At 40.1% G+C, this 24,121-nt stretch carries 20 protein-coding genes and 2 pseudogenes; 11 read left to right on the top strand and 11 right to left on the bottom strand.

Going from position 1 to position 24,121, the window contains the following annotated elements; all coding sequences use genetic code 11:
* The first annotated feature begins 29 nt into the window (after positions 1 to 29).
* The 10 genes and pseudogenes from mvk to FXW34_RS13635 all read left to right on the top strand — a co-directional run bounded on the left by mvk (position 30) and on the right by FXW34_RS13635 (position 10,491).
* Positions 30 to 1,037 (top strand): mevalonate kinase, encoded by a 1,008-nt coding sequence (gene mvk / locus FXW34_RS13590; RefSeq protein ID WP_147534551.1) that lies wholly within the window; start codon positions 30 to 32, stop codon positions 1,035 to 1,037.
* Positions 994 to 2,010, top strand: a complete 1,017-nt coding sequence (gene mvaD / locus FXW34_RS13595; protein ID WP_147534552.1) for a diphosphomevalonate decarboxylase — start codon at positions 994 to 996, stop codon at positions 2,008 to 2,010. Before mvk ends, mvaD begins: the two co-directional genes overlap by 44 nt.
* On the top strand, positions 2,007 to 3,155 hold the full coding sequence (locus tag FXW34_RS13600; RefSeq protein WP_147534553.1) for a phosphomevalonate kinase: 1,149 nt from the start codon (positions 2,007 to 2,009) through the stop codon (positions 3,153 to 3,155). The genes mvaD and FXW34_RS13600 overlap by 4 nt, the downstream gene beginning before the upstream one ends.
* A 116-nt stretch (positions 3,156 to 3,271) precedes the next feature.
* Positions 3,272 to 3,727 (top strand): flavodoxin, encoded by a 456-nt coding sequence (locus FXW34_RS13605; protein WP_147534554.1) that lies wholly within the window; start codon positions 3,272 to 3,274, stop codon positions 3,725 to 3,727.
* 491 nt (positions 3,728 to 4,218) lie between these two features.
* Positions 4,219 to 5,244: pseudogene (locus FXW34_RS13610) on the top strand (collagen-like domain-containing protein); the annotation flags it as partial.
* 1,713 nt (positions 5,245 to 6,957) lie between these two features.
* Positions 6,958 to 7,338, top strand: a complete 381-nt coding sequence (locus tag FXW34_RS13615) for a GntR family transcriptional regulator (RefSeq protein WP_147534555.1) — start codon at positions 6,958 to 6,960, stop codon at positions 7,336 to 7,338.
* Entirely contained in the window at positions 7,335 to 8,237 is a 903-nt protein-coding gene (locus FXW34_RS13620) for an ATP-binding cassette domain-containing protein (protein WP_147534556.1), read from the top strand. Before FXW34_RS13615 ends, FXW34_RS13620 begins: the two co-directional genes overlap by 4 nt.
* On the top strand, positions 8,218 to 8,967 hold the full coding sequence (locus tag FXW34_RS13625; protein ID WP_147534557.1) for a hypothetical protein: 750 nt from the start codon (positions 8,218 to 8,220) through the stop codon (positions 8,965 to 8,967). The genes FXW34_RS13620 and FXW34_RS13625 overlap by 20 nt, the downstream gene beginning before the upstream one ends.
* The gene (locus FXW34_RS13630; RefSeq protein WP_147534558.1) at positions 8,964 to 9,656 is read left to right on the top strand and encodes a hypothetical protein; all 693 of its coding nucleotides are present in this window, start codon (positions 8,964 to 8,966) and stop codon (positions 9,654 to 9,656) included. The genes FXW34_RS13625 and FXW34_RS13630 overlap by 4 nt, the downstream gene beginning before the upstream one ends.
* A gap of 148 nt (positions 9,657 to 9,804) precedes the next feature.
* The gene (locus FXW34_RS13635) at positions 9,805 to 10,491 is read left to right on the top strand and encodes a GGDEF domain-containing protein (protein ID WP_147534559.1); all 687 of its coding nucleotides are present in this window, start codon (positions 9,805 to 9,807) and stop codon (positions 10,489 to 10,491) included.
* Positions 10,492 to 10,627: 136 nt separating this feature from the next.
* Here the strand turns inward: FXW34_RS13635 and FXW34_RS13640 are convergent, their stop codons facing one another.
* The 8 genes from FXW34_RS13640 to FXW34_RS13675 form a co-directional block, all read right to left on the bottom strand.
* Positions 10,628 to 11,092 (bottom strand): staygreen family protein, encoded by a 465-nt coding sequence (locus tag FXW34_RS13640; protein ID WP_147534560.1) that lies wholly within the window; start codon positions 11,090 to 11,092, stop codon positions 10,628 to 10,630.
* A gap of 316 nt (positions 11,093 to 11,408) precedes the next feature.
* Positions 11,409 to 11,798: a hypothetical protein gene (locus FXW34_RS13645; RefSeq protein ID WP_147534561.1), complete on the bottom strand. Its 390-nt coding sequence runs from the start codon at positions 11,796 to 11,798 to the stop codon at positions 11,409 to 11,411.
* A 245-nt stretch (positions 11,799 to 12,043) separates the two neighbouring features.
* The gene (locus FXW34_RS13650; RefSeq protein ID WP_147534562.1) at positions 12,044 to 12,631 is read right to left on the bottom strand and encodes a hypothetical protein; all 588 of its coding nucleotides are present in this window, start codon (positions 12,629 to 12,631) and stop codon (positions 12,044 to 12,046) included.
* 128 nt (positions 12,632 to 12,759) lie between these two features.
* Complete coding sequence (locus FXW34_RS13655; RefSeq protein ID WP_147534563.1) at positions 12,760 to 13,761, bottom strand: DUF3231 family protein; 1,002 nt, start codon at positions 13,759 to 13,761, stop codon at positions 12,760 to 12,762.
* Positions 13,762 to 13,981: 220 nt separating this feature from the next.
* Positions 13,982 to 14,449 carry a GNAT family N-acetyltransferase gene (locus tag FXW34_RS13660; RefSeq protein WP_147534564.1) on the bottom strand — a complete coding sequence of 156 codons (468 nt, stop codon included), beginning with the start codon at positions 14,447 to 14,449 and terminating at the stop codon, positions 13,982 to 13,984.
* Between the two features lie 123 nt (positions 14,450 to 14,572).
* Entirely contained in the window at positions 14,573 to 15,997 is a 1,425-nt protein-coding gene (locus tag FXW34_RS13665; RefSeq protein WP_147534565.1) for a DUF3298 and DUF4163 domain-containing protein, read from the bottom strand.
* Between the two features lie 444 nt (positions 15,998 to 16,441).
* A complete protein-coding gene (locus FXW34_RS13670) occupies positions 16,442 to 16,810 on the bottom strand; it encodes a DUF4180 domain-containing protein (RefSeq protein ID WP_147534566.1) in 369 nt (122 codons plus the stop codon).
* A 98-nt stretch (positions 16,811 to 16,908) separates the two neighbouring features.
* Positions 16,909 to 17,823, bottom strand: coding sequence for a VOC family protein (locus FXW34_RS13675; protein WP_147534567.1), 915 nt, complete (start codon positions 17,821 to 17,823; stop codon positions 16,909 to 16,911).
* A 250-nt stretch (positions 17,824 to 18,073) separates the two neighbouring features.
* On the opposite strand from FXW34_RS13675, the gene FXW34_RS13680 reads away from it, so the two are divergent.
* Positions 18,074 to 18,292: a hypothetical protein gene (locus FXW34_RS13680; protein ID WP_147534568.1), complete on the top strand. Its 219-nt coding sequence runs from the start codon at positions 18,074 to 18,076 to the stop codon at positions 18,290 to 18,292.
* Positions 18,293 to 18,555: 263 nt separating this feature from the next.
* On the opposite strand, the gene FXW34_RS13685 is transcribed toward FXW34_RS13680, so the two are convergent.
* The 3 genes and pseudogenes from FXW34_RS13685 to tagH all read right to left on the bottom strand — a co-directional run.
* The gene (locus FXW34_RS13685; RefSeq protein WP_147534569.1) at positions 18,556 to 19,062 is read right to left on the bottom strand and encodes a hypothetical protein; all 507 of its coding nucleotides are present in this window, start codon (positions 19,060 to 19,062) and stop codon (positions 18,556 to 18,558) included.
* Between the two features lie 333 nt (positions 19,063 to 19,395).
* The gene (locus tag FXW34_RS13690; RefSeq protein WP_147534570.1) at positions 19,396 to 21,693 is read right to left on the bottom strand and encodes an ATP-binding protein; all 2,298 of its coding nucleotides are present in this window, start codon (positions 21,691 to 21,693) and stop codon (positions 19,396 to 19,398) included.
* A gap of 1,612 nt (positions 21,694 to 23,305) precedes the next feature.
* Positions 23,306 to 24,088 (bottom strand): annotated as a pseudogene (gene tagH / locus FXW34_RS23400) (teichoic acids export ABC transporter ATP-binding subunit TagH); the annotation flags it as partial.
* Positions 24,089 to 24,121: the final 33 nt, after the last annotated feature.

Below are 24,121 nucleotides of genomic sequence, written 5' to 3' on the forward strand. Positions count from 1 at the left end.
CATTCCGTTTAAGTAGGAGATGTAAGGTAATGATCCAGTTAGCTCAAACATGCTCAATGGGCAGCGCGCACGGGAAGTTGATTTTGTTGGGGGAGCATTCAGTTGTCTATGGTATGCCGGCGATTGCTATTCCGTTCACATCGCTTAAAGTGTGGGCAACGGTAGAGGTGATACGAGGCCCATTAACGTTTAGTTGTGATTATTTTCAGGGACCGCTAGCCGATGTCTCGATGAAAATGCGTGGCATCGCAACTTGCATCACTGAAGCGTTAACCATGCTTAACCAACAACAATCTGGTTTATTGATTACGATTCATTCCTCAATTCCAATTGGGCGAGGCCTGGGTTCAAGTGCTGCGATTGCGCTGGCGATTGTCAAAAGCTTATTTGCTTTTTATAAAATAAATCTTGATCATCATACGCTCATGTCGCTTGTCCATATCGCTGAAACATACGCGCATGGGAACCCTAGTGGCATCGATATGTATACAGCTTCAAGTGCTAAACCTCTTTGGTTTCAAAAAGGAAAGCCGATGGAGGCGCTGCATATAGCTCGTCCACTCTATATAGTAGTTGCCGACACTGGAAGGTTTGGAGATACCCATTTGGCCGTATCAAATGTTAAGAAGGCTTTAATAAACCATCCGAAAAAAACAAAAGAATCCTTGGCGCAGTTGGAAATGCTTACGCATGAGGTGAGGTTTGCCTTGGCACAGGGTGAGCGAAAGCGCTTAGGAAGATTATTAGATTTTGCTCAAGCGGAGCTGACGGCAATCGGTGTAAGTGATGCTGGCATTAATCATCTGATTGACGCGGCTCGAAATGCTGGTGCACTTGGCGCAAAGCTTACTGGAGGAGGTCTCGGTGGTTGTGTGCTGGCGCTTGCCGAGAGCTCAACGCACGCAAAGGCGCTGGCAAATAGGTTGCTGACTGCCGGGGCGAGTAATACTTGGTATTTTAAATTAGATGCAGGAAATGAAGGTGAGATCATTGATGAAGGCAACCGCACGAGCTTATACAAATATTGCACTCATTAAGTATTGGGGGAAGCGGGATGAATCTTTATTTTTACCAATGAACAGCAGCCTTTCGATTACGCTTGATAAGTTCTATACAACGACGACTGTTGAATTCTGTTCATGTCTCTCCGTGGACGTGTTTGTCTTAAATAATCAACTTGCAAGCGAACATGATTTAGCTAAAATTACCCGGTTTCTGGACCGAATTAGACAACTGTCAGGAAAAGGATATCGTGCCGTCGTGAATTCGACCAACAATGTGCCAACAGCGGCCGGCTTTGCTTCTTCGGCATCTGGCTTTGCGGCGTTAACAGCGGCGGCTTCAAAGGCGCTTGGACTTAACTTAGAAGGTGAAAACTTGTCAAAATTGGCCCGCCAAGGTTCTGGTTCTGCTTGTCGCTCCATCCATGGTGGATTCGTAGAATGGCAAAAAGGCGAAAAGCCAGATGGAACAGATTCATTTGCGAAGCCGATTATTAGTGAAAAGGATTGGGATTTGAGCATTCTATCCGTGCAACTTACATCCAAACCAAAAGCGATCACCAGTCGAGACGGAATGAAGCGGACCGTCATGACCTCCTCGTTTTATTCGGGGTGGCTGACGACCGTTGAACAAGATTTTCAAACAGCCAAGGAAGCGATTAAGGACCGAGATTTCGAAAAGCTTGGCACGGTCGCCGAGGCCAACGCCCTGAAAATGCATGCGACGACACTAGCTGCCAACCCGCCGTTTTCATATTGGACTAGCGCGACATTTGAAGTCATTCAAGAAGTGTATACGCTGCGGTCTATGGGGATTCAAGCCTACTTTACGATTGATGCTGGACCGAATGTGAAGATTCTTTGCCAGCCAAAGGATGAGCAGGCTGTGTTTGACGCCCTGATCAAAGTACCAATTGTTCATGAGGTTCATATATGCCATCCTGGCCAAGGGGTCGAGTACTTATCTAATGTAAAACATTCAAAAACTTGTAGGGGTGAAACGCAATGACATATTCAAGTTATCGGGTAAAAGTTCCAGGTAAACTATTAATTGCTGGTGAATACTCTGTCCTTGAACCTAAGCAACAGGCAATTGTCGCTGCTGTCAATCGCTATCTCTCCGCTTATATCGAGCCAAGTAAGCAGAATCAGGTTTCGCTGCCGCAGTTGGGACTTCATTCTGTTTCTTGGAAAATCAAGAATCGGGTTGTTCAGTTTAACCGAGGGGACGCCCGTTTGAAATATATTCAAAACGCCATCGAGGTGGCTCATCAATACTTAAAGGAACTTGGAATTTCAGTTCGGCCGTTTCATTTAACGATTAAAAGTGACCTGAATGACCCAACTACCGGGAAGAAATACGGATTAGGCTCGAGCGCGGCGGTGACAGTAGCAGTTATTTCAGCGATGCTCGTTTTATATTGTCCTAGAAACTCACAACCGACACTCGAACAAATCTTTAAGCTAGCAGCTCTTGCCCATTTACGGACGCAAAAAAATGGCTCGGGAGTAGATATTGCTGCCTCAACATACGGCGGTTGGATTTGTTACACCGCTTATCAACCTAAATGGGTTTTAGCACAAGCGCTAGAAGTCGATAAACTAAGTGATTTAATTAATAAAACTTGGCCTGGTTTATCAATTAACCCGTTACAGCCACCAGCCCAATTAAGCCTATGCGTTGGTTGGACAGCAGAAGCGGCGTCTACTGCTCCGTTAATAAACGAGTTTAAAAAGTTTCAAGTTTGGAATAAAGCTGCATATGCTCGCTTTCTAGCAGAAAGCACGCAGGCCGTGACCCGCTTGATTCATAGTTTCAAAGAAGGAGATGGTCTTGGAGCAATTTCAAGCTTAACGCAAAATCGTAAAGCGTTGTCGATTGTTAGCGAGGAAGCCGGAATATCAATTGAAACGCCAAAACTAAAAGCTTTATGCCAGATGGCTGAGGTGACTGGCAGCGGGAAATCGTCTGGTGCTGGCGCTGGTGATTGCGGCATAGCATTTGTGCTGGGTGAAGAAGACCAAGTTGACGAGCTCCACCGCTTATGGAAAACTGCCGGAATCGTACCCTTGAAAATAACAGTATCACCAGAAGGAGCAACAGCAACCGAATACAACTGCGAAGCCTCACTCAAACAATACCTAAGCTCCTAAAACGGCGCCACCAAAACGGTGCCTGTCACCACCCGAATTTTGTCGAATCAAACTCGGTGCCTGTCACCGCCCGAATTTTGTCGAAAATAAAAGATTTGTAGGGAGTGAGAAAATGAATGAATATCATCATTATTTATACCAGTATGACCGGTACTACGGAACAAATGGCCAATACCATTGCCGCGGAATTCATGAAGGCTGGCAAGAACGTGGTTATAAAAGATTCAATCGAAGCCCAAGCGGCGGAATTGATTTCTTACGACATGATCCTAATCGGCAGTTATACGTGGGGAGATGGAGAGTTACCTGACGAGTTGGTCGATTTTTATGATGAATTGCGTAGTACAGATTTAACTGGAAAAATTGTTGCGATATTTGGTGCTGGCGACTCAACCTATCCTCACTTTGCCACGGCAGTTGATATTCTGGAGGAAACGGCAAAAGGACAAGGCGGTCGAATCCTCATCGACGGTTTAAAAACGGATCGGGAATCAGAAGACATTCTCACAAGCAGTTGTCGCCTGTATAGTAAAAAACTAATCGAGGCGCTGGAGCTTGCGTGGATACATTGAAAACGCTGGATGATTCGTGATTTTTCCAAAATGTTACCAAATTTTATGGGTTAAGTGAATTGAAAATTGTGCAGAAAGAGAGGAGCGGTATCACTGCCTGTCCAATATTATCCATTGTATATTGTGAATTTGGTTTATTACTATAATCATTGAAAGTTTATTAAGAATAATTTATATAAAGGGAGAGCAGCATCCTCAATATGAAGGTGCTGCTTTCAAGTTGTACAAGGTTTATCGAAAGCCAGGAGTATGTGTGGATGGAATTATTGAGGTGTCGAGAGAATCTCCCTTCTTGTTTCCCCATGCTAAGGAATCTAGAATGCTTACCCAACTTCGAAGGCAAAAATTGTCCAATCATTTATCTTGATATTCCATATTATGTAAGGTCAAATATGTTTTGGGGTGAGTTTATGAACAGGGAAAATCATAACCTTAAAGGAAAGGATCAACAGGATTCTAAAGCAAAGAAACTCAAAAAAAAACTAATTAAACCAGCTTGCATAACAGGAGCAACAGGCGAGCAAGGTCCCCAAGGAATACAAGGCCCAACAGGAGCAACAGGCGAACAAGGTCCCCAAGGAATACAAGGCCCAACAGGAGCGACAGGCGAGCAAGGTCCCCAAGGAATACAAGGTCCAACAGGCCCAACAGGAGCGACAGGCGAGCAAGGTCCCCAAGGAATACAAGGTCCAACAGGCCCAACAGGAGCAACAGGCGAGCAAGGTCCCCAAGGAATACAAGGCCCAACAGGAGTAACAGGCGAGCAAGGTCCCCAAGGAATACAAGGCCCAACAGGAGCGACAGGCGAACAAGGTCCCCAAGGAATACAAGGTCCAACAGGAGCAACAGGCGAACAAGGTCCCCAAGGAATACAAGGCCCAACAGGAGCGACAGGCGAACAAGGTCCCCAAGGAATACAAGGCCCAACAGGAGCAACAGGCGAGCAAGGTCCCCAAGGAATACAAGGTCCAACAGGCCCAACAGGCGAACAAGGTCCCCAAGGAATACAAGGCCCAACAGGAGCGACAGGCGAACAAGGTCCCCAAGGAATACAAGGCCCAACAGGAGCGACAGGCGAGCAAGGTCCCCAAGGAATACAAGGCCCAACAGGAGCGACAGGCGAACAAGGTCCCCAAGGAATACAAGGCCCAACAGGAGCGACAGGCGAGCAAGGTCCCCAAGGAATACAAGGCCCAACAGGAGCAACAGGCGAACAAGGTCCCCAAGGAATACAAGGCCCAACAGGAGCGACAGGCGAACAAGGTCCCCAAGGAATACAAGGCCCAACAGGAGCGACAGGCGAGCAAGGTCCCCAAGGAATACAAGGTCCAACAGGAGCAACAGGCGAACAAGGTCCCCAAGGAATACAAGGTCCAACAGGCCCAACAGGAGCGACAGGCGAACAAGGTCCCCAAGGAATACAAGGCCCAACAGGAGCGACAGGCGAGCAAGGTCCCCAAGGAATACAAGGTCCAACAGGCCCAACAGGAGCAACAGGCGAGCAAGGTCCCCAAGGAGGAGGGGTAAGCTTATTTTCAGACCAATCAAATGATAGCGAATCGCTGCTTCCGGCTAATACAACAATAACACTTGAACTTCCACCAATATCAACACTTGACGGAGAAAGCATTAAACTTGATGCCTTTGCAAGAATCTTTTTCGAAACCACAGATTCTACTAATCACTCCTTGGAAATATCTATTGTATTACAAAGATTGGGTGACGCACCGACAACGCTAACCTCAGCACAAATTAATCGTAGCAGACAATTTAGCACATCTACTATAACGAGTGATACCTATACCCCGTCACTTACCTGGATAGATAAGCCTCCATCAGGGACTCATTTTTATAAAATAGAAATTACTGCATTAACAGCCATAAATATACTAACCTTAGATATTATTAATCGTTCATTAAATTCAGTCGCTCAGATCAGTTCTGATCCATTCAACATTTTCGTTCAGTCTGGGGCAGTAGGAGGAAATGGCACACTGAATCATCCGTTTGGAACAATTGAAGAGGGGATGAACGCAGTTGCGGATGGTGGTACTGTTCATATTTTAGAAGGAATTTACAACATCGCTTCACAGCTTAACATTACAAAATCGATGATACTTGATGGTTCGCAAGCAATATCGATGCCACAACTCATATTTGATCCGATAGTGAATTTAGATGGTTTAGTCATTGAGTCTGACGATGTGACAATTAGCAATTTACACCTAATAAGCAACAGAACTCTGACAGGTTCAAACGCAGTTGTTAAAGTGGAATTAAGAACACTCGCAAACCTTTATCATAATATCAATATCAGTTCGAATATCATTGAAGGCACAGTTCGTAGCGGGTACTTCTGGGCGGAAGATTTAACAATTGAGGATAATATCTTTAATCATAATGCGACAAATTCACAAAGCCTACGGTTTCAAATGGTTAGAGGCACTACTAATATATTAAATAATACATTTAATGGTAATAGCACCAGTGTTGGAGCTGTTATATTCGAACCTAACCTTGTATCGTATACGATGTCTGGAACCATTCATATAAATGGAAATACGATGAGTAGCTTTAATCAATTCGTAAATTTCTTCGGAATCCTTGAAGGTCCAACTAGTTTATATATTGAGGGCAACAACATTAACCATGGAAGCAATTCTGGAAGTAGTATCATTTTAACCACACGTATAGACTATAGTTTAATGAATGACCTCTTAATCCAAAATAACTATTTTGAAAATAACGACAATGAACGCCTAGCCGTTTATTTTGCTAGTGGAGGAGGAGGCACCAGTATACCATCGAACAATCAAATTCAGGTGTATTCTAATGATGCGTTTTTTCCAAATGGGTATGGTCAGCGTCCTGGCGATACAGCAGACCCAAATTTCCCGGTAGGATATAACAACACGGCTGGTGGATTGGGGATGACCCTAAGCGCATTCGACTTACAAGGAAACCAACTCATCATCTAGAAAAGCAGCATCCGTTATTGTGATGCTGCTTTTCCTATTAGCAAAGGTGCCTGTCACCACCCGAAATTTGTCGAACGCATAAGGTGCCTGTCACCACCCGAAATTTGTCGAACGCATAAGGTGCCTGTCACCACCCGAATTTTGTCGAAAAGATTACTATGTTGATTTCCCCAGGAGGATTGAGGTTTTGGGGGAAGTGGTGTATAGTACATTACATCAGTAATGCACTAACTTAGAGAGGAGGTAAAGCGGTTGATTCCAAATTTTAATGGAGCGAAGCCCATCTATCTACAAATCTCAGAATGGTTAGAGACGGAAATTTTAAACGACCATTTTCAAAGTGACGAAAAAATCTACTCACAATATCAGCTTGCGGAAATGTTTAACATTAACCCGGCAACGGCAGCAAAGGGTTTAAATTTATTAGCCGACGAACAAATCTTATATAAAAGGCGGGGATTGGGGATGTACGTAACAGCAAACGCCAAAGAAATGATCACAAATAAGCGCAAAAACCAAACGCTAAAGCAGTTAATCATAGAAGTCGTTCAAGAAGCACAACGGTTAAACGTGACGAAGGAAGAACTAATCAAAATGATTAACAATACCGAACCAGGGGAGGGTGGAAAATGAGCGTGATAGAATGCAACGGACTGATCAAAGTCTATCAAAACAATCGGGCGCTAAATGGGATTTCTTTTACCATTGAAGATAATAAAATCACGGGTCTCATCGGGCGAAATGGTGCAGGGAAAACAACACTCCTAAGCATCATCGCCGGGTTATTAACGCCCTCAGCTGGTGATGTAAAAGTATTTTCAGAGACTCCGTTCAATAATCTATTCGTGTCGGCAAACACGATTTTTATTCATGACCAAATGAGCCTCCCAGCTTCACTGTCACTAACGGAAATCCTGCAGGTTGCTGGTGGATTTTACCAAAACTGGGACGCAAAGCTTGCCCAAGGCTTGTTTCAATATTTCTCGTTTAAACCGAATGACTCATATACCTCATTATCGAAAGGGCGAAAAAGCACATTTAACGCTATTTTAGGCTTAGCCGCGCATTGCCAGCTCACGATTTTTGATGAGCCAACAACAGGGATGGATGCGACAGCCCGTCAAGATTTTTACAGAGCGCTCCTAAAAGACTATCTTGCCTTTCCGCGTACCATCATCGTTTCGACCCATCATTTAAATGAGATGGAAGATTTGCTGGAGGATATTCTCCTAATCAACAATGGCCGCGAGCTACTTCACATGCCAGCGGCGGAATTAAAGGAATATGCGATTGGTTTGCAAGGACCGGCGGCACTTGTCGGGAAGTGGACAGAAGCGAAAGAGGTCTTATACACGAAAACGCTTGGATTCGACTCTGCCTATACCGTGGTTAAAAACGATTTTACCGAGGCACAATTCGAACGCTTGGCGACTGAAGGCCTCAGCATATCACCCGTACCATTGAATGATTTATGTATTTACTTGACCGGTAGCACAAAGGGGGGAATTGACGATGTCTTTAATCAAGCCTAGCTTGACCGAAATCGTAAGAAAACAGTTTCTTTATAAAATGAAGGCCTATTTGCCGGCGTTTCTGACGATGGTGGTATTACAGGTTATCGCCATCGCACTTTCCTTTAATGGAACAGGGATGTCAGGGTCCGGCAGTGACACCCTCGATATGACCGTCCACTTTTATTCTGGGGACTTTGTCGTGACGTTTACAATGCTTTGGGCATTCGTGATTGGCTTTAATTTAACGACAAAAGCGAACCGCAACGATGACTTTACCTTTGTGACAAATCGATTCAGCAGCAATTTGTCCAATGCGGCATTCTTATTTGCGGCAAGCGTCATTGGCGGCATCACAGCATTATTAGCCTCAAATTTGTTAATGGTTTTTGTATATTATTTTTCAAATAAGGTTCTTCTGCATAGCTTTAATGTGATGAATCATCCGTTGGAGCTGCTGACCGGGATGACTGCAGCCAGTTTGTACGTGTTTTTAATTGGTGTGTTGGGGTATATTTGCGGGACGATCATCGGGATTTCTCGGATTTTTATTTTGCTCCTGCCAGCGGTGGCCTTCGCAACGTTTATTGTCGGCGCCGGACTTGGTGAGAATGGTGTGATCATTTCTATATTTTTCTTTTTTACGAGAGAGACTTCGCTCCTATTATTTATTATTAAAGTGGTTGTTACAGTATTTATTCTATTGGCCGGCTCGTTTGCCTTGTCAAATCGAATGGAGGTAAGACCATGACCTTTATCTTACCGATTTTGATTATTTTATTCCTTGTTGGCGTTCCGATGGCGATTATGAAGCTGTTTTCTCGAAATTCCTTTTTTAAACAGTGGTTTCGAATCATGTTAGCGGGATACTTAGCAATTTTACTAGTAGGAACAGTCCTAGTGTTTACTTTGCCGATGGAGTCTAATATTTCTGGAAAAATTGTTCAGTCTGAGCGCCCTGAAATGGAATATGTAGATTTATATGAAGTGGCGTTGCAAGGAAAGCTTGACGACGAGAAATATGCGTTGAAACAGAAGGAATGGAGCTTCGATTTCAAGGGCGATGCGCTCGAACTTAAAGCGGAAGTCGAGGGGCAATTTTTTACTAGCATTGTTGTGGAAAAAACAGATGCGGCTGATGGGAAAATAAACGCTATTTTCTATAAGGGAAAAACATACATGAATAATTGGGACGTAACAGCGGCTACAAAACCGGCTCGATTAATATTAGACGGTAACACATTGATGCTAGGAAATCCTGAACATGTTCAACTAGAATTCTCAGACTTTAGAAATGCATTTCCAGTAGCGCAATTTACTAAAGAGCGCTCGATTATGCAAGGAGGCAACTTCTTCTCCAACCAAGACTTGCTCTACCTAAAAATACCAAAAAGCACAAAAATCACCAACCTAACCCAACTCTACATCCAATACAAATAGCGGTGCCTGTCACCGCCCGAATTTTGTCGAAAAAACTCAATTGTCATTAGTTTAGAAAAACGTTTACAAATGTTAACAATATTTCGTTATTTCGGCATAATTTGTATGATACACTTAACGGTATAATGAGGGTTGGGATGGATGCTATATGGAGTACAGGGGCAGGGCGTTTTCCACCATATTTGTAATGATGATTTATGTAGTGATGTGGTCTAGTGGTAGTCTGACATTCAATTATTTTCATTTAATAACCTTGATTTTCTTTTGCTTAATCGGTTGGTGGATGGGGAACCAGTATGACAAGGTAAAATTCCACTCCGAAAAAGACCAACTAACTAATTTATACAATCGAAGATTCGTCCAGATCATTGCTCCTAAGTTATTGGCATTAGCTCTTCGAAAAAGTAAAAAATTATGCATCTCGTTTGTAGACGTTGATAATTTCAAACCAATTAATGACAATTACGGTCATGAAGTTGGGGATAAAATACTCCATGATATTGCCTCAGTCATTACAAAGGTGACAAGAGAGAATGATATTGTTGCCCGTTGGGGAGGCGATGAAATTCTAATCATTTCACCTTTGTTAACAGCTAAAAAGCCCAAAGATTTGAATCAACGTATTCAGGAAAAATTAACCGAAGTTTCGCAGCGCAACAGAATAAACGTTTCCGTATCGATTGGCACAGCGATTTTTCCCGATGATGGTATCAGTTTTAGTGAATTAGTCAAAAAGGCTGACAGAAATATGTATTTATATAAAGCAGCAAAAAAAGAGAAACATGAGGATGGATCCAAGTTTTCCCGAAAATTCCCCAATGTAGCTAAATATTAATCATATGTAATAATTGAGCATTGCCCTTTTGGGGTAATGCTCTTTTGTTGTAGAAATTGGGCATAAAGGTGCCTGTCACCGCCCGAAAAATCTTGTTTCACGGAGTGTTTCACAAATCATTATTTCGTGGAAAGGTTCAATATAGTTTTGATTCGGAAAAGTTTTGGAATGTACCCCAAACTTCTCTCCTAGCAATCTGAGGGTAAGTAGACATAAAGTTCACTATAATTGGAGCTTGATCTAGATTAGGGTAGGCGTCGAATAAAAACCGATCACCGTACCGGATAGCTGTTAATGCAAGTGGTAATTCGCACTTAAATATTTCATTACGTTTTGAAGATTCACCCGCGGTATACTCGCCTTGATCAATATATAAATAAACATGATAGGAAAAGGAATTGCCGCTTAGGTTCCATTCACCTAAAACTTCATCTCTATTAGGGTTTATTTTATTCCAGGCATAATGAGTTCCAATTGTTAAAAATAGATTTCCCGTTAAATCGGAATGAGTTAATGTGTGTCGTCTTGGGATAACAGGTCCTGTTGCAGTAACACCATCCATGTATTCCACGGATAGTTTATATGGATTGAATTTGCTCAAGTCATCATCCCCTTGACGTTTTTTTTATCATTATGCTGATTATTAAATGTTAATTCGTAAAAACCAACGAATTAGAAAAAATGGTAATTATACCCTAATGGCGCAGTTCCATATTTATTAAAAAATCTTTTTACTCCCAGCGAGCGGTGAGGAGAAGGTTGCTTGCTTATCGAATAATAATAAATGCCCAATTAGCTGGTGGAGGCTAATTGGGCATTTATTTTATCTTATGTGAAAATGGAGATGGAGGTACTTCAAATTTGCATGAGCCAGTCGATGATTTGCGGGTGAGTCTTAGTTATCTTTATTTTTCCAGTTAAGCTTCAAATCTGTTAAACACATAAATAAAGCTCTGTAACCCGTTTTCATCAATACCATTTCGGTAAATTGAAATCAATTCCATGCCGAGGGCCTTGCGGATTGCGCTTGGGAAGGCATGTCCGGAAAAGCAGCAACCAAAACTAGCATTACATACGGTCTCAAGAATGTTAGTTGTTGTTTCATTGCAAACTCCGAGATGATCTTCCTTTTCAGCTAAGACAATAATCCACTGCAACGACAGCAATTCACATCTTGTAAAATCAGCTTCATATTCATCAATCCACATTGCGATATGCCGATGAAACTCATCCTTTGTCCCAAACTGGGATAAATCCTCCAAAATTTCATTCTTCGAGAATTGATTAATAAGTTGCTCTGTAATCATAAATTTTCGACCGTCCTTTCAATGTGTATCAAACTCGCTTGCTTTCACCCTCTATATAGGGAGCAAAGAGCAAAAAGGACAGGGTGAAATAGTCGTTTGTGTGACGGGGTGCCTGTCACCGCCCGAAAAATCTTGTTTCACGGATGTTTCACAGGCGTGTTTTGTGTGTCATTCAAAGCCCAAGTAAATGCTCCAGACAGACAGACAGACAAAGCAAAAGTTCTCCCCCTTACTTTCCGAACGGTTCAATGCTGATTTTTTATGAAAGGTAATTCATATAAACCGGCCAAGACATCTTTTACTTCGAGAAATATCCCTTCGAAATCGTTTTGATCATCTGTTATTTCTAACTCCCAGTAATGCGTAGCCTTAATTGCAGAAATATATGTATCGCCATTTTTGTTTGCTGTTACTTTCCAGTGAATTGTTGGTATATTTTCATGCTCCATTATTTTATTAAAAAAAGAGAATAACTCATTGGATAAATGACTTGTGTCCTTTTTTAAGTCTTCATGAATTTCAATGTTATAACTAATTTCTAATTCTATTGAAGCTTCCAAATTAGATTCATCATGTGGACAATCTACAAAATCATCATGGTATAACGCGCAAGAATCTCCGTAGATTGAAGTAGCAGAAAGGAGGGAATCCCAACCAAAGTTGATTTGAGCGCTGATTAAATGTGGAGCATTTGCACTATCGACCCCACAGTTACAATTAAACTCTTTATATAAACTCCTCAATTCAATGTTTTCTCTAATATTATATGGTTCTAAACCAACATCTTTCATCGATCCTAACAATTCGTCTACTATTTCCTCATACGTCCTCATTTAAAATCACCTCAGCAATAGTATATCCAGAAAGGGTGCCTGTCACCGCCCGAAATTTGTCGAATAATAAAGGGACCACGGGGACCTGAGACAAAGTAAAGAAACACGGGGCGCTGCTCGTGTTTCTTTTACTTATACAGATCCTTTCTGTTTATCGGTTGGGGCGGTTGTTCCATCCATCCGCGGTTGATCATTAGATTTAGACCATCACTTCCGTATTTTAAAATTTCAGCTATAAGTAATGAACACCTAGAAACTAAATCCTGACGCAGTGAATTAGCAATGGTATAAGCAATTAAATAAATTCCTGTTGTAGTCGTTGACGATATCAAGAAAAGGATTAATCGTTCAGAATATGGTGAGACGGTTGAGCCTGTTACCTCAACATTTATTGGGATGTTACCAAGGTGCTCTTCATCTTTTAGGATTTTATTGAAGATTTCAATCTGCTTTTCGGACAGCTTTTTCCCATTTATGAGATGTTCTTTTAACTCTTTATCTTTTGTCACCTGAATAAAACCCATTAAAAGGATAATTCCTATATAATTCCGTTCAATTGCGTAAAAGATTTCACCTAATTCGGCTGCATTTAGCGGAGGTTTTTCACCGAAAAATAATCCTAATAGTGATTGTTGTTTTTCCATATATTCAATTTTATTAGGATATGGTATTTTTGGCGGACGATCATAGATACCTTTTGATAGCATTAATTTTAATGATTTTTGATACAGCTCGGTTGAAGATTTTAAACATTCATCAAAAAATTGGACAACGTCCGACCTAGCAACTTTAGTAAGCACTGTACCGTAATTTGGAACGCTTACCTGCCCCATTCGGTACACAATACTTAGGGCAAACAAATCTGAAAACAATGGAGGCGCAGATAAATCAACATCTTTATCAGAAAAGCCTTCAGGAATAGGAAAATCTTCCACTGTAAAGATGGCTTCGATTTTTCTAATGTTGTCTTTTTGTAACAGCATCATCTCTTCAACAATAGGCTTAATCTCCAAATCTTTAAGATGTTGATGAAAAGGCTGTAAAAAATAAAAGGTTGCACTGCTTTGCATGTATGTACTCCACAATGCAGCTATTTCCGGTGTCGTTAATTGAAAACTATTTTCCTTCATTTGTTAACTCCTCATAGCAAATGTTGTTATAACTATCATTTGTAAAAATCAGAAATATTATCCTCACAAAATACCAAATGTAAGCTAAAACTCTTGAAATATTAGAGGAATAGTTATAAGTCGGATTGGTTAAATTCCCTAGCAAAATATAAAGAAAAGGAGAGTTGCACAATCTCGCAGCTCTCCTTTCCAAATTTCAACTATTTATAATCATTTGTAATTATAACTTCAAGCAATAAATGGCCTCAGACTCATTGCCGAATTCTACTGAACGTCCCGTATCTGTAAATCCAATGCTAGTATATATTTTTTTAGCTTTAACGTTAGTTGGAACAAAGCTCGTATAAATTTCCCCGCAGACAGATTTTCTCATCTGTTTAATAATTTCAAGTACCGATAGCCGTCCGTACCCATTACCTTGGAATCGGTAATCAATCATTAGTCTAGAAATAAAAAATACATTTAAAATAGGAGAAAGTCCGTACATGGCAAATCCAACCAGTTGGTCTTCTTCATTATAAATGGCTTTTGTTTCCCATTCAGGCTCGACTTTTGATTGGGCAATCGAAAAAGCGTTTGAAGCCACATTTTCCTCAAATAGAGTATGTTGATCCGATTCTTCAGATTTTAATAGGATGCACTGATAAAAATTTTTGTTATCTATATCCTTCAAGGCAACTGATTTCATGTTGTTGTCTCCTTTTTTATTTTCATAATTTTTAATTATATCAGAAAAAAAGGAGAGTTATAAGATGCTTGAGGTGCCTGTCACCACCCGAATTTTGTCGAATGATTTGGTCATTTTATTTAGTTATTTATATACAGAAGTTGGAACAAATATTGCTGGGTGTCCATCAGCATAAGAGGCAACCTCGTACTCTTGGAAAATTAAAAATATACCGTCGTCCCCGTATGAGAATTGTGTATTTTCGTTAATGGTAAAGTCAGCTTTATTTGTTACAAAACTTGAGTATGGTCTATTAGTGCTCAAATAATTAAATGCATATTCTGTTACTTTTGAGAAAGCATCAGGAGTCTTTAGCATATCGCTGATTTGGTATTGTTTCCCTGTCTTGATATCAAAATTGTAAACAGACACAACTCCGTTTCCGTGAGCCCCACCAGTGTAAGTGTAATCGTAGAATGAAATACTCAGTTTTCCATCGGCATTATATTTCACTTCGTAACTCAAATCATAGGCAAAGTGACATGAATCTGGCATTTCCTTACAATAATCTTCGTTTTGAATTTCCTCTTGTTCTTTCATCAGATTCAGGTAAGCATCATAAGCCTTCTTGGCTGCTCCAGTTAGCGCTGCATTAATGCTTTCTTGTGACGATTTGCTACTAACACCTGAAACCTGGGGATAGGTGATAAAATCTTTATCATTATAATGATTCTTTGACAAGGTTATCTTAGATGTAAAAGCATTTTCCTTATTTTCCTTAGGTTTCGAGTTACTCTCTTCTGTCTGAGTAGCCTGTGTTTTTGTTTCTGTTTCTACGTGTTCCTGATAGTCATATAACAATTGAGTATCCTTTGAACTTATCGCCATTAGCATTTCGCTGTTCTGGTCTGCAATTTTAAATAGAAATGCCTTTCTGGCACCATCTTTTGATTCATACTCTTTAATAAACTCGGGTTTACTAGAATAACGGGATAGTAATTTTCGAGCTTCCTCTTTTGTTAATTTAAGATCCTTCCCTTGTAAAGATTGAGTTTCCCATTTTGCCAATTTCCAAGTTTCATTTTCTTTTATTAACTGAAACTCCCATTGAAAACCCATGTTCGTCATTTCCGTTGCCGGCTCTATCGCAGAGATATTTAGTTTGTTATCCTCCTGTTCAACAATGAAACGAACATCATACTGAATTTGAGGGTAAATGAAAGAATCACAATCACAGTAATAGTTTTCAGCGAATTCTTTTAAACTAGTGTCAGCAAATTCCTCGGTTGCAAATGGTAATACTTCAGGCCGTATGATATTAAAATCGGGACGAAGATTAGGCCCCCATTGGTGTTGATCTCCTAATGTATTAAAGGTATTTAATATGGAATCTAGATTGGATTCTAAAATCTTCTGAACCTCATCTACTTTCAAGTCATCGCTTGTTTCTTTTTGATTTTGTGGCTTCGTTGTTTCTTCTGATTTATGTAGTACAATCTCTTGATAGCCGAAATATCCACCCACACCAATAATGGCAGTGGCAGCAATAGCAATAATCATTTTTAGCATGTTTTCACCTCTGTTAATAATGTTAACCCCCAATAGTCCTTAATAATAATACAACATATCAGGTGGATAATTAACAGGAAATATAAAAAATGGAATTTAATTGAAGTTGCAAAGAGGTAGAGGTGCCTGTCACCACCCGAATTTTGTCGAATGGGTGATGCCATCTAATCTGGATGTTGTTATTCAAACGTTTGATTAATTGCGGATTCAGGCTAACATAATTAGCGGACATACAATCCTCTATTTGTGCAAAAAACAGTTTTTCCGAGGTGGAAGCGGACATAGAATCCCTTATTTGCCCAAAAAACTATCAAACTATAAAGAATTTCATTAAATAAGGGATCTGATGTCCGCAAACCATTTGAATTTAGGGCTTTTAAAGAAAATAAGGTACTCAGTGTCCGCTATAATCAGAAAAATAATAGGAACGAACTTCTAATCTGTTTATATTGCCTTGGACAATTTATCGATTGCTTCAGTTTCTGATGATACGAAAAATATGCTGTTGCCTTTGTTGCATTCGTAAATGAAATCTTTAAGTGGTTTACTAGTGTAAGTTGAAAAATCGCCAATGATGGCAAACTTAATATTGTAGTTAGCGAATTTTTGTAGGATGGCTCCTGCAAGTTTTGTACTAAGGTTAAAGAAATCCTCTGAAATGGATTCCTTGTTAAGTGCGATTCGATTACAACCAGTTTCAAAACTTATTGACATAATTACATCTAAAGCGCTTTGCTCATCTTTTAGAATGATAGAATCCGCCTGTGCAGTGGCGATGATATGGCCGTTCGCTTCTGTCTTTTTAATGTTCATCGTTAATTTAAACCTCCATTCAACTTTCATTATATATTGTTCTTTTCGTAATAATGGACGCATTTGCTACAGAAATGCGTCCACTAGCTGCACTCATATTATCCCTTATATGCCTCTTGCAGTTTCGCAAGATCAAATTTCTTCATTTTTAGGAAGGCTTTCGTTACGCGAGCAAGCTGCTCTGGTGTACCTTGACTCATCATCTTGTCCATTTCAGTAGGTGAAATCTGCCAGGAGATGCCAAACTTATCCTTAAGCCAGCCACATTGCTCGGCGGAAGGAACAGCAGAGAGCTTTTCCCAGTAATAATCAATTTCCGCTTGTGTGTCGCAATTCACTAAGAATGAGATGGCTTCGTTAAAATTAAAATGGTGCTCGTGCGCGCTATCCATTGCGGTAAACCACTGATTCTCTATGCAAAAATCGGAAAACATAATCGTACCTTCTTTATCAGGCTCCATGCCCTTAGGGTAGCGAGCGAGTTGACCCGGCTTTGAATCGTTAAAAACAGATAAATAAAAATTCATAGCTTCCTCCGCGCTACCGCAACGATCGCCGACAAACAAAAGGGAAGGGACAATTGGTGGTCGCACCTCACCCTCGGGATTAGTCAGTATTAATTGCCAGGACAATCCATATTTATCCTGAATCCAGCCATACTTTTCGCTGAACGGATATTTTTCAAATGGCATCAACACTGTTCCGCCATCAGAGAGTTTATTCCAAACCTCTTGGATTTTTTCCTCAGCGTCTTTATCTCTTGAAGGGTCAAAATTAACCATGAATGACACCGATGGATTGAGCTTGAAGTATGGACCTGCACTGATAGCCATGAACTTATGCCCATATAGCTCAAAAGAGACTAAATCTGAGTCGCCTGATGGCGTGTCATGGATGGTTGTTATATTCGTAATTTTCGAGTTCGGGAAAACGGAAACGTAAAATTCGGCAGCTTCCTTTGCTTCCTTGTCATACCATAAATGTGGAACGATTTTTTGATTTGGATTCGACATAGTGGTGCCTCCTTAATTTGTATTGAACCAGATTGGGAGTAAATATCCAGCATGGCACAAGATGATGTATTAACTAACCGAAAAAACAACCTTTGATGTGAGGGATTATATGTATTCCAATTCTTTACTCAAGTCTACCCAAAGTAAACCTTGTTTTTTGAAATATAACACTAATTTCATACTTTTTTCACAAATGTGTTATACAATGGTTCTATATACCGTACGGGGTATAATAATAGGAGGTTTAAAAATGAAAAATATCGTGTTGAACTTTAGGAAAATACATAGGATCCTAACAATTCCAATTGTAATATTGATGATTTTGAAGTTTGTATTAAATGATTCAGATTATGGAGTGATTGTAACAAAGGTTGTTTCGATGGGTATGATGTTTATGGCAGTTTCAGGACTGTTTATGTACACCTATACAAATATGATGAAGAAGAAAAAACAACTACATCATAATTAAGCCAACCTGTACCAGTGCCTGGCACCGACTGAGTGGTGCCAACCTGTAATCACACTTAATATGCTGGCGTTGATGGTAACTCCCACTGAAAATAACAGAAACAGCGTTCTCGAAGATGGCGGTGAATGCCAATCGAAGGGGGGCTCTATGAGCATTTTTCTAGGAAAAGCAACGAAAGTGTCTCATAGAGCATGCTTGTTTCTTTATTTTTACCACAAAATAGAACTACTTGAGCAGCCTTCAAGAAACCGCCTCTTTTTTCATTACATTTTCTCTATTAGCTTTGAAGCGAGGTCATTCTGTTTAATTAAAACCGCGATTTGTTCTTGGATATTTCTTTGTATTTCTATTAAACGGTCAATGGTTTCATTTTTGTGCTTCAAATTTTCTTTTAAATCATGAATTTCTTCGTGCATTGACTTCGCTAGTTCATGATAAGCTTTTCCATTCTCGTGTGCTTCGTGAAGGTATTCCTCTAATGTTTCTATTTTTTCCAATAAATCTGATAGAGTTACTTCAGGGAGAGGTGGTTTGGTTTCTACTGATTTAATTTTACCCGTGGCTTTTTCATATTTCCAAATAGAAGCGGAGATATTTACTTCCTTATTGGTTTCAATTTGACCTGTTGCGACCCATTGAATTTTGAGATAAACAACCCCATCTTTACCGAGAAATCGATCAAGTATTTGAAATCTTCCTGAAGCATTTTCGTGAAAAGTTCCGTTGGCATATTTTTTGGAAGGCTTAATTCCTTCTTGTTTTTCAACCATATATGTAACCCCTCCGTAAGTTGTTTTGATTACGATGAAGAGCCCTCATTATGAATGTTTAGGAGCTTTATTATTTTTCCCTTAACCCGTTTTTTCCATTCTGTAACTGCTGCAACGGATAACCAAAATTCCTCTTTTTGGAACTGAGAGCGTTCTTCAACCTTACACTGCTTTGTTAATTTTGCTAAAAATAACCCTAAGTTAATCATTGCAATCTTGTTAAAAATACTACGAAACTGGTTTTTTTAGTTTTGAGGCGGAAAACATCTATTTTTAGTGTGAAAAATAAGAAAAAAGCACCCAAAAGGGTACTTTTGTAAAAAATAGGAAAAGTTATTCCTTATCGATTTTATTAAAAATTTCAAGCAAGTAATCTCTCAGTGGTTTGTCCTTATCCCGATAAATGTTGGGGGATATGATTTCTAGGGACACCTTTGGTGAGAGACCAAGGGTGAAGAACGTATCTTCCGTTAATGATTGAACCTTGTTATCAGTAGAAGAATGGTAAAATATTAAGATTAATTTAATCGGCTTTTCTAAAACGTCTAGTTTACTAAGGATTTCTTCAATCTGGGTTCTAACCTTTTTTAGTCTTGAAGCTGCATTTTCCATTAATTTAATCTCTACGATTATGTCTGGAACGTTGTGGTCCGGTGCCTTAGTGATAATATAGTCCGGGACATGAACATTCCTTTGGCCTGCTTCGGAAAAGGCTTTAGCCCATTTTACGCCATCGGAAGCTAAGTATTTTTCCTTGTTCAGCGTATTTTCGATAATGTGATAGGTGAAGCGTTCAAGAATCGAAATGGTGAATATCTTGATCTCTCGCTCCAAATTCCTAATTTTTCCAATTTCTATATCTTCATTATTTTTCACAGTAAGTAATTCTTGTTTCTGAGCAATTATATTACTGATTTTATAAAAATTGCGCTCGTTCATAATCCCCGCTGAATGTAGTTCTTTGAGGATGTTGTATAATGCACCACCGTTGCTAGCGAATACCTCTTTGTAAATTCCTTTGAGAAAAAGTTCAAACCGTTCTGCTTCCTTAAGGAATTGCTTGGCTGTTAGCTCAAGCGTATTTTCCTCCTGGATTAATTCTGTGAATGAATAGGAGGATGCCTCCTCGCTATAATCAAGGATTTTTCTGTTGTCCATTTCTTCAAGGAATGCTTGTAAAACGGTATCAAGCGCTTCGCGATGCCCAGTTGGCCATTTATCTTTAATATCCTGATCGATTTTATTTATATCCTCGATTTGAAAGGAAGCCGCTCCCATTGATTTGATTTTATCAGCGTAGAGGTGCAGCCTGCTGATTAGAAAATCAATAAGAGGGGGATCAGGATTTTTGGTGGTTTCGTGATATTTTGTTATGACACTACTAATGCAGCGCAGTATTTCAGTATCTCTTTCATAGATTTTGAGATTCTCTTTAGAGATTTCAATATATGGTTTTGGTGGGATTGAGGTATTATCCCATTTTGAATCTTTTCTAATAATATTAAAAAATTTCCTCGGTACTCTAGTTGATCTTAAAATGGCTGAGTGGAGATAGTGTTGATAATGATTATTTTTTTCACTATAATTGGTGAGCTTTTCAAAAACCTTATCAAAGCTGGCTTTGTCAGGTAAAGGGACATGGATTGTATCAGAAATAATGCTTGGAAGAATTGCGTCATCCTCCATAAAGGCCTTTTCGAAGCTCTTCGATAGGACTTGGCCCGTAACTAACAAAAATGAAGCCTTGCCATTAATTAAAATCGGTTTAAGTTCACCTAAAAATTTATCTAAATCCACGTCATTTTTAAATTTATCTAATTCATCTAAAATGAAAATGATTTTTATTTTAAGCTTTGCTAGATTATGTATGCACTCTTGCAAGCGGACCTCGGCAATCTCATCATCGTAGAGGGTTTTTACTTCCTTTTCATCCACCTCTTTATTTTCATAGCCCTTTCCGATTAGGAGGGAGGCAATCGAAAACAAGCCAAGAATCGCCGTTCCAGCTGGAATATATTTGGGGTTATCTTTGATAAGCTCGTAAAAGTCACTCACTTCTTGCCGAAAAGATAGAGAAATATTGCTGAAAAAAATGATGACCATAAGTACTAAAGGGATGATTAAACTTAACGAAACGCCCCAGTTAAACTTATTTTCAATCGTGCGTTTTTGGTTATCAACAACGGAATAAAAGGTTCGGTTATATAGTAATGATAGTTCTTGTTCAATGTCAGGATTTTTTTCTAATTTTTGTGGAAGATGTTCTTTTGTTGCGGATACCAATTGTCTAATTAATTTTCGTAAAATATTTTCCTTTGTATCTCCCTGAACAAAATTGCAATTCACAAATAAGATATCCTCGAATTCATCGTCTTCGGATGAGTGAGTATTTTTTCGTTTAAGGTCTTCGTGTATTCGATTCTTTAATAATTCTATAAAACTCGTTTTTCCTACGCCTCTGTAGCCCGTAATAACATAACACGATGGGGGGCCGTACAGGATTTTTTCTTTGAAGCGCAACAGTTCGGATTCTGGATTAATCTCAAGATTCGGTTCGGTAGAACTTAACAGCTTCGCATCTAATTTTATTGTTTTGTGAGTATCCTCTTGATTAACGATTGTATTGTTCATTGCTTCCTCCAGTGGTGTCGTTTCGTAACAAAAGATTCTAGTTAGGATGAAAAATTCAGATTTATTTTACAATAATTTTCAAGGTAAAGGATATAAAAAAGCTTAAGCTGCCGCCGCGGTTCCTCCGCTGCGGCAGCTGCGGTGCAGCTGTGGTGCCTGTCACCGCCCGAATATTGTCGAACAGATTAAACGAGGTGCCTGTCACCACCCGAATTTTGTCGAAAAAAAGCAAAGGCTGGGTGCCTTTGCTTTTTTTTTTGATAGTTTTGATTGGTTGTTACTCTGCTGTTGGTTTTTCACCTGGGTCTGCCGGTGGATCTGTTGGTTTATCATCTCCTGGTGGTTCTGGGTCAGGAGTGGTTGAACCGCCATCGCCATCACCTGGTGGTGTAACTGGATCTGGATCTGGCTTTGGATCATCCGGTTTTGTCGGCGGTGGTGTAGGAGTGTTGTTATCCTTCGGTGGTTGAGTAGGCTCAGGGTTAGGTTTACTTGTTCCACCAGGTGAAGGAGTAGTACCTCCTGTTGATGTACTTGGTGCTGTTGTGCCGTTCTTACCAGATGTTTTTGATGACGATGTAACTTTTTTGGTCTTTTTACTTGGGATAATAACCTCAGTGTCATCCTCATTTGCGGGTAAGTCTGGCTCAATAACAGGAATGTTTTCCACTGGTGTTTCCACAATAGTATTTGATTTGTCTTCAGTCTGCATCGGATTAAGCGCAGGTCGGATGGTTATTTTATTAAAAAACTTCCCGCCATTTTTATAAACGATGAAATCGAAATTTTGCCCGTGATATAAATAGGCGTTATCACCTAATTGATAACTTGGTTTTCCAACGAGCTCTATCATTTGCAGCGGAGTGGTTGGAATAATGTCGAGTGTAATTCCGTCCACGACATCCCTTGAATTAAAGAAGACCTTTTCATGCATTAACTCGGAGGTTTTTATCGCGTCTAACTCTTTTTTTGATTTTCCAATTAATGAAGTAGCCTGTTGTAGACTCTTAGCTGAAATGAATTTTTTAGAAGCAGCTACAAATCGACTCTCATCAATGCTAGGTTTTTCAGACAAGCTTGCAGTTGCAAAGCTTTCATCCGGATTTATTTTTCCATCAAAGGCTAAAACGCTCTCAACACCATCGCCATAATAAAATTTCCAACGAATCAAACTCTCGAGTGGAGTTTTTTCCGAAAACGCAACGCTCTTTGTATCGCTGACGTCCGATACGTTGTGGGCAGAAGCAGGCTTGTCAGTTGAAGCCTTGCCAATTAGGTTGTCCCAGTTAAGATAGGCCATAATACCGCCAACAGAAACTGCAATCACAATACCGGAAGCAACGAGCAACTTTCTTCCGGATTTTATCGAATTGCTTAATAGCAGTGGGAGGTTACGGCGCGACTTGTGAGCTTGCTCATCGCTGGTCAGCCCCTTAGAAGCCTCGATTTTCTCCATAATCTGTTGAACTTCATTTTGATTTTCCGCAAGCGGTTTAGTCGCCTCTTCGGATGCCTTGGCTACTGTTGCTGAATTTTTCTCAACATCAGCCACAATCAACTGATCTTGTTTGTCCCCTTTTGCAGTGTTAGCAGGCTGTTCATTGAGCGGCTGGCTTCTTCTATCCATAACCTGCTGCTTGTATTGCTTCTGCTGCTCAGGGGTCATTTTTTTATAGTCTTGAATGAATTTTTCGTATTGTGGAAGAACCTCTTGAATCGTTCCATATGCCTTGATTTCACCGGCTTCTAACCAGAGTGCTTTTTGGCAAAACTCCTTAATTTGCCCGATTGAGTGGCTGACGAAGAAAATCGTCTTTCCTTTTAATTTGAACTCGTTCATCTTCACTTGGCACTTCTGGGCAAAGGTTTTATCCCCAACGGATAACGCCTCGTCAATTACTAGCACATCTGGGTCAACATTAACGGAGATGGCAAAGCCTAATCTCGACTTCATCCCGCTCGAGTATCGTTTTACTGGCTGGTCGATGAACTGGCCGATATCGGCAAATTCAATGATTGCCGGCTCAAGCTCCTGGATCTGCTGCTTTGAAAAACCAAGCATGAGAAGCTTCAGCTCGATGTTTTCCCGTCCTGACAACTGCGTGTTAAGGCCAGAGGCAATCGAGATAAGGGAGGCTTCACCATTCACCTTAATCGAGCCATGAGATGGGGGAATGATGCCAGTAATCAAATTGGAAAACGTAGATTTACCAGCTCCATTTACACCGATTACGGCGATACTATCGCCCTTCTCTGCGGTGAAACTGATATTACGCAGCGCATAAAAATCCTGTCCATAGCCCATCGGCAACGCTAAGTCTAGTAATTTATCAGAAGTCTTTTGATACAATTTATATTTCTTTGATACATTTTTAAAAACAACAGAGGTGTTCATGAGTACTCCTTAACTTAAAATCCTATTTGGTGT

It is taken from the genome of Bacillus marasmi (genome assembly GCF_902168435.1).
Taxonomy (GTDB): Bacteria; Bacillota; Bacilli; order Bacillales; family Cytobacillaceae; genus Bacillus_BU; species Bacillus_BU marasmi.

Excerpts from the sequence above, each read along its gene's own strand:
- mvk (WP_147534551.1), top strand. The coding sequence starts at position 30 with ATGATCCAGTTAGCTCAAACATGCTCAATGGGCAGCGCGCACGGGAAG.
- mvaD (WP_147534552.1), top strand. The coding sequence starts at position 994 with ATGAAGGCAACCGCACGAGCTTATACAAATATTGCACTCATTAAGTAT.
- FXW34_RS13600 (WP_147534553.1), top strand. The coding sequence starts at position 2,007 with ATGACATATTCAAGTTATCGGGTAAAAGTTCCAGGTAAACTATTAATT.
- FXW34_RS13605 (WP_147534554.1), top strand. The coding sequence starts at position 3,272 with ATGAATATCATCATTATTTATACCAGTATGACCGGTACTACGGAACAA.
- FXW34_RS13620 (WP_147534556.1), top strand. The coding sequence starts at position 7,335 with ATGAGCGTGATAGAATGCAACGGACTGATCAAAGTCTATCAAAACAAT.
- FXW34_RS13625 (WP_147534557.1), top strand. The coding sequence starts at position 8,218 with ATGTCTTTAATCAAGCCTAGCTTGACCGAAATCGTAAGAAAACAGTTT.
- FXW34_RS13630 (WP_147534558.1), top strand. The coding sequence starts at position 8,964 with ATGACCTTTATCTTACCGATTTTGATTATTTTATTCCTTGTTGGCGTT.
- FXW34_RS13635 (WP_147534559.1), top strand. The coding sequence starts at position 9,805 with ATGGAGTACAGGGGCAGGGCGTTTTCCACCATATTTGTAATGATGATT.
- FXW34_RS13645 (WP_147534561.1), bottom strand. The coding sequence starts at position 11,798 with ATGATTACAGAGCAACTTATTAATCAATTCTCGAAGAATGAAATTTTG.
- FXW34_RS13650 (WP_147534562.1), bottom strand. The coding sequence starts at position 12,631 with ATGAGGACGTATGAGGAAATAGTAGACGAATTGTTAGGATCGATGAAA.
- FXW34_RS13655 (WP_147534563.1), bottom strand. The coding sequence starts at position 13,761 with ATGAAGGAAAATAGTTTTCAATTAACGACACCGGAAATAGCTGCATTG.
- FXW34_RS13660 (WP_147534564.1), bottom strand. The coding sequence starts at position 14,449 with ATGAAATCAGTTGCCTTGAAGGATATAGATAACAAAAATTTTTATCAG.
- FXW34_RS13665 (WP_147534565.1), bottom strand. The coding sequence starts at position 15,997 with ATGCTAAAAATGATTATTGCTATTGCTGCCACTGCCATTATTGGTGTG.
- FXW34_RS13670 (WP_147534566.1), bottom strand. The coding sequence starts at position 16,810 with ATGAACATTAAAAAGACAGAAGCGAACGGCCATATCATCGCCACTGCA.
- FXW34_RS13675 (WP_147534567.1), bottom strand. The coding sequence starts at position 17,823 with ATGTCGAATCCAAATCAAAAAATCGTTCCACATTTATGGTATGACAAG.
- FXW34_RS13680 (WP_147534568.1), top strand. The coding sequence starts at position 18,074 with ATGAAAAATATCGTGTTGAACTTTAGGAAAATACATAGGATCCTAACA.
- FXW34_RS13685 (WP_147534569.1), bottom strand. The coding sequence starts at position 19,062 with ATGGTTGAAAAACAAGAAGGAATTAAGCCTTCCAAAAAATATGCCAAC.
- FXW34_RS13690 (WP_147534570.1), bottom strand. The coding sequence starts at position 21,693 with ATGAACAATACAATCGTTAATCAAGAGGATACTCACAAAACAATAAAA.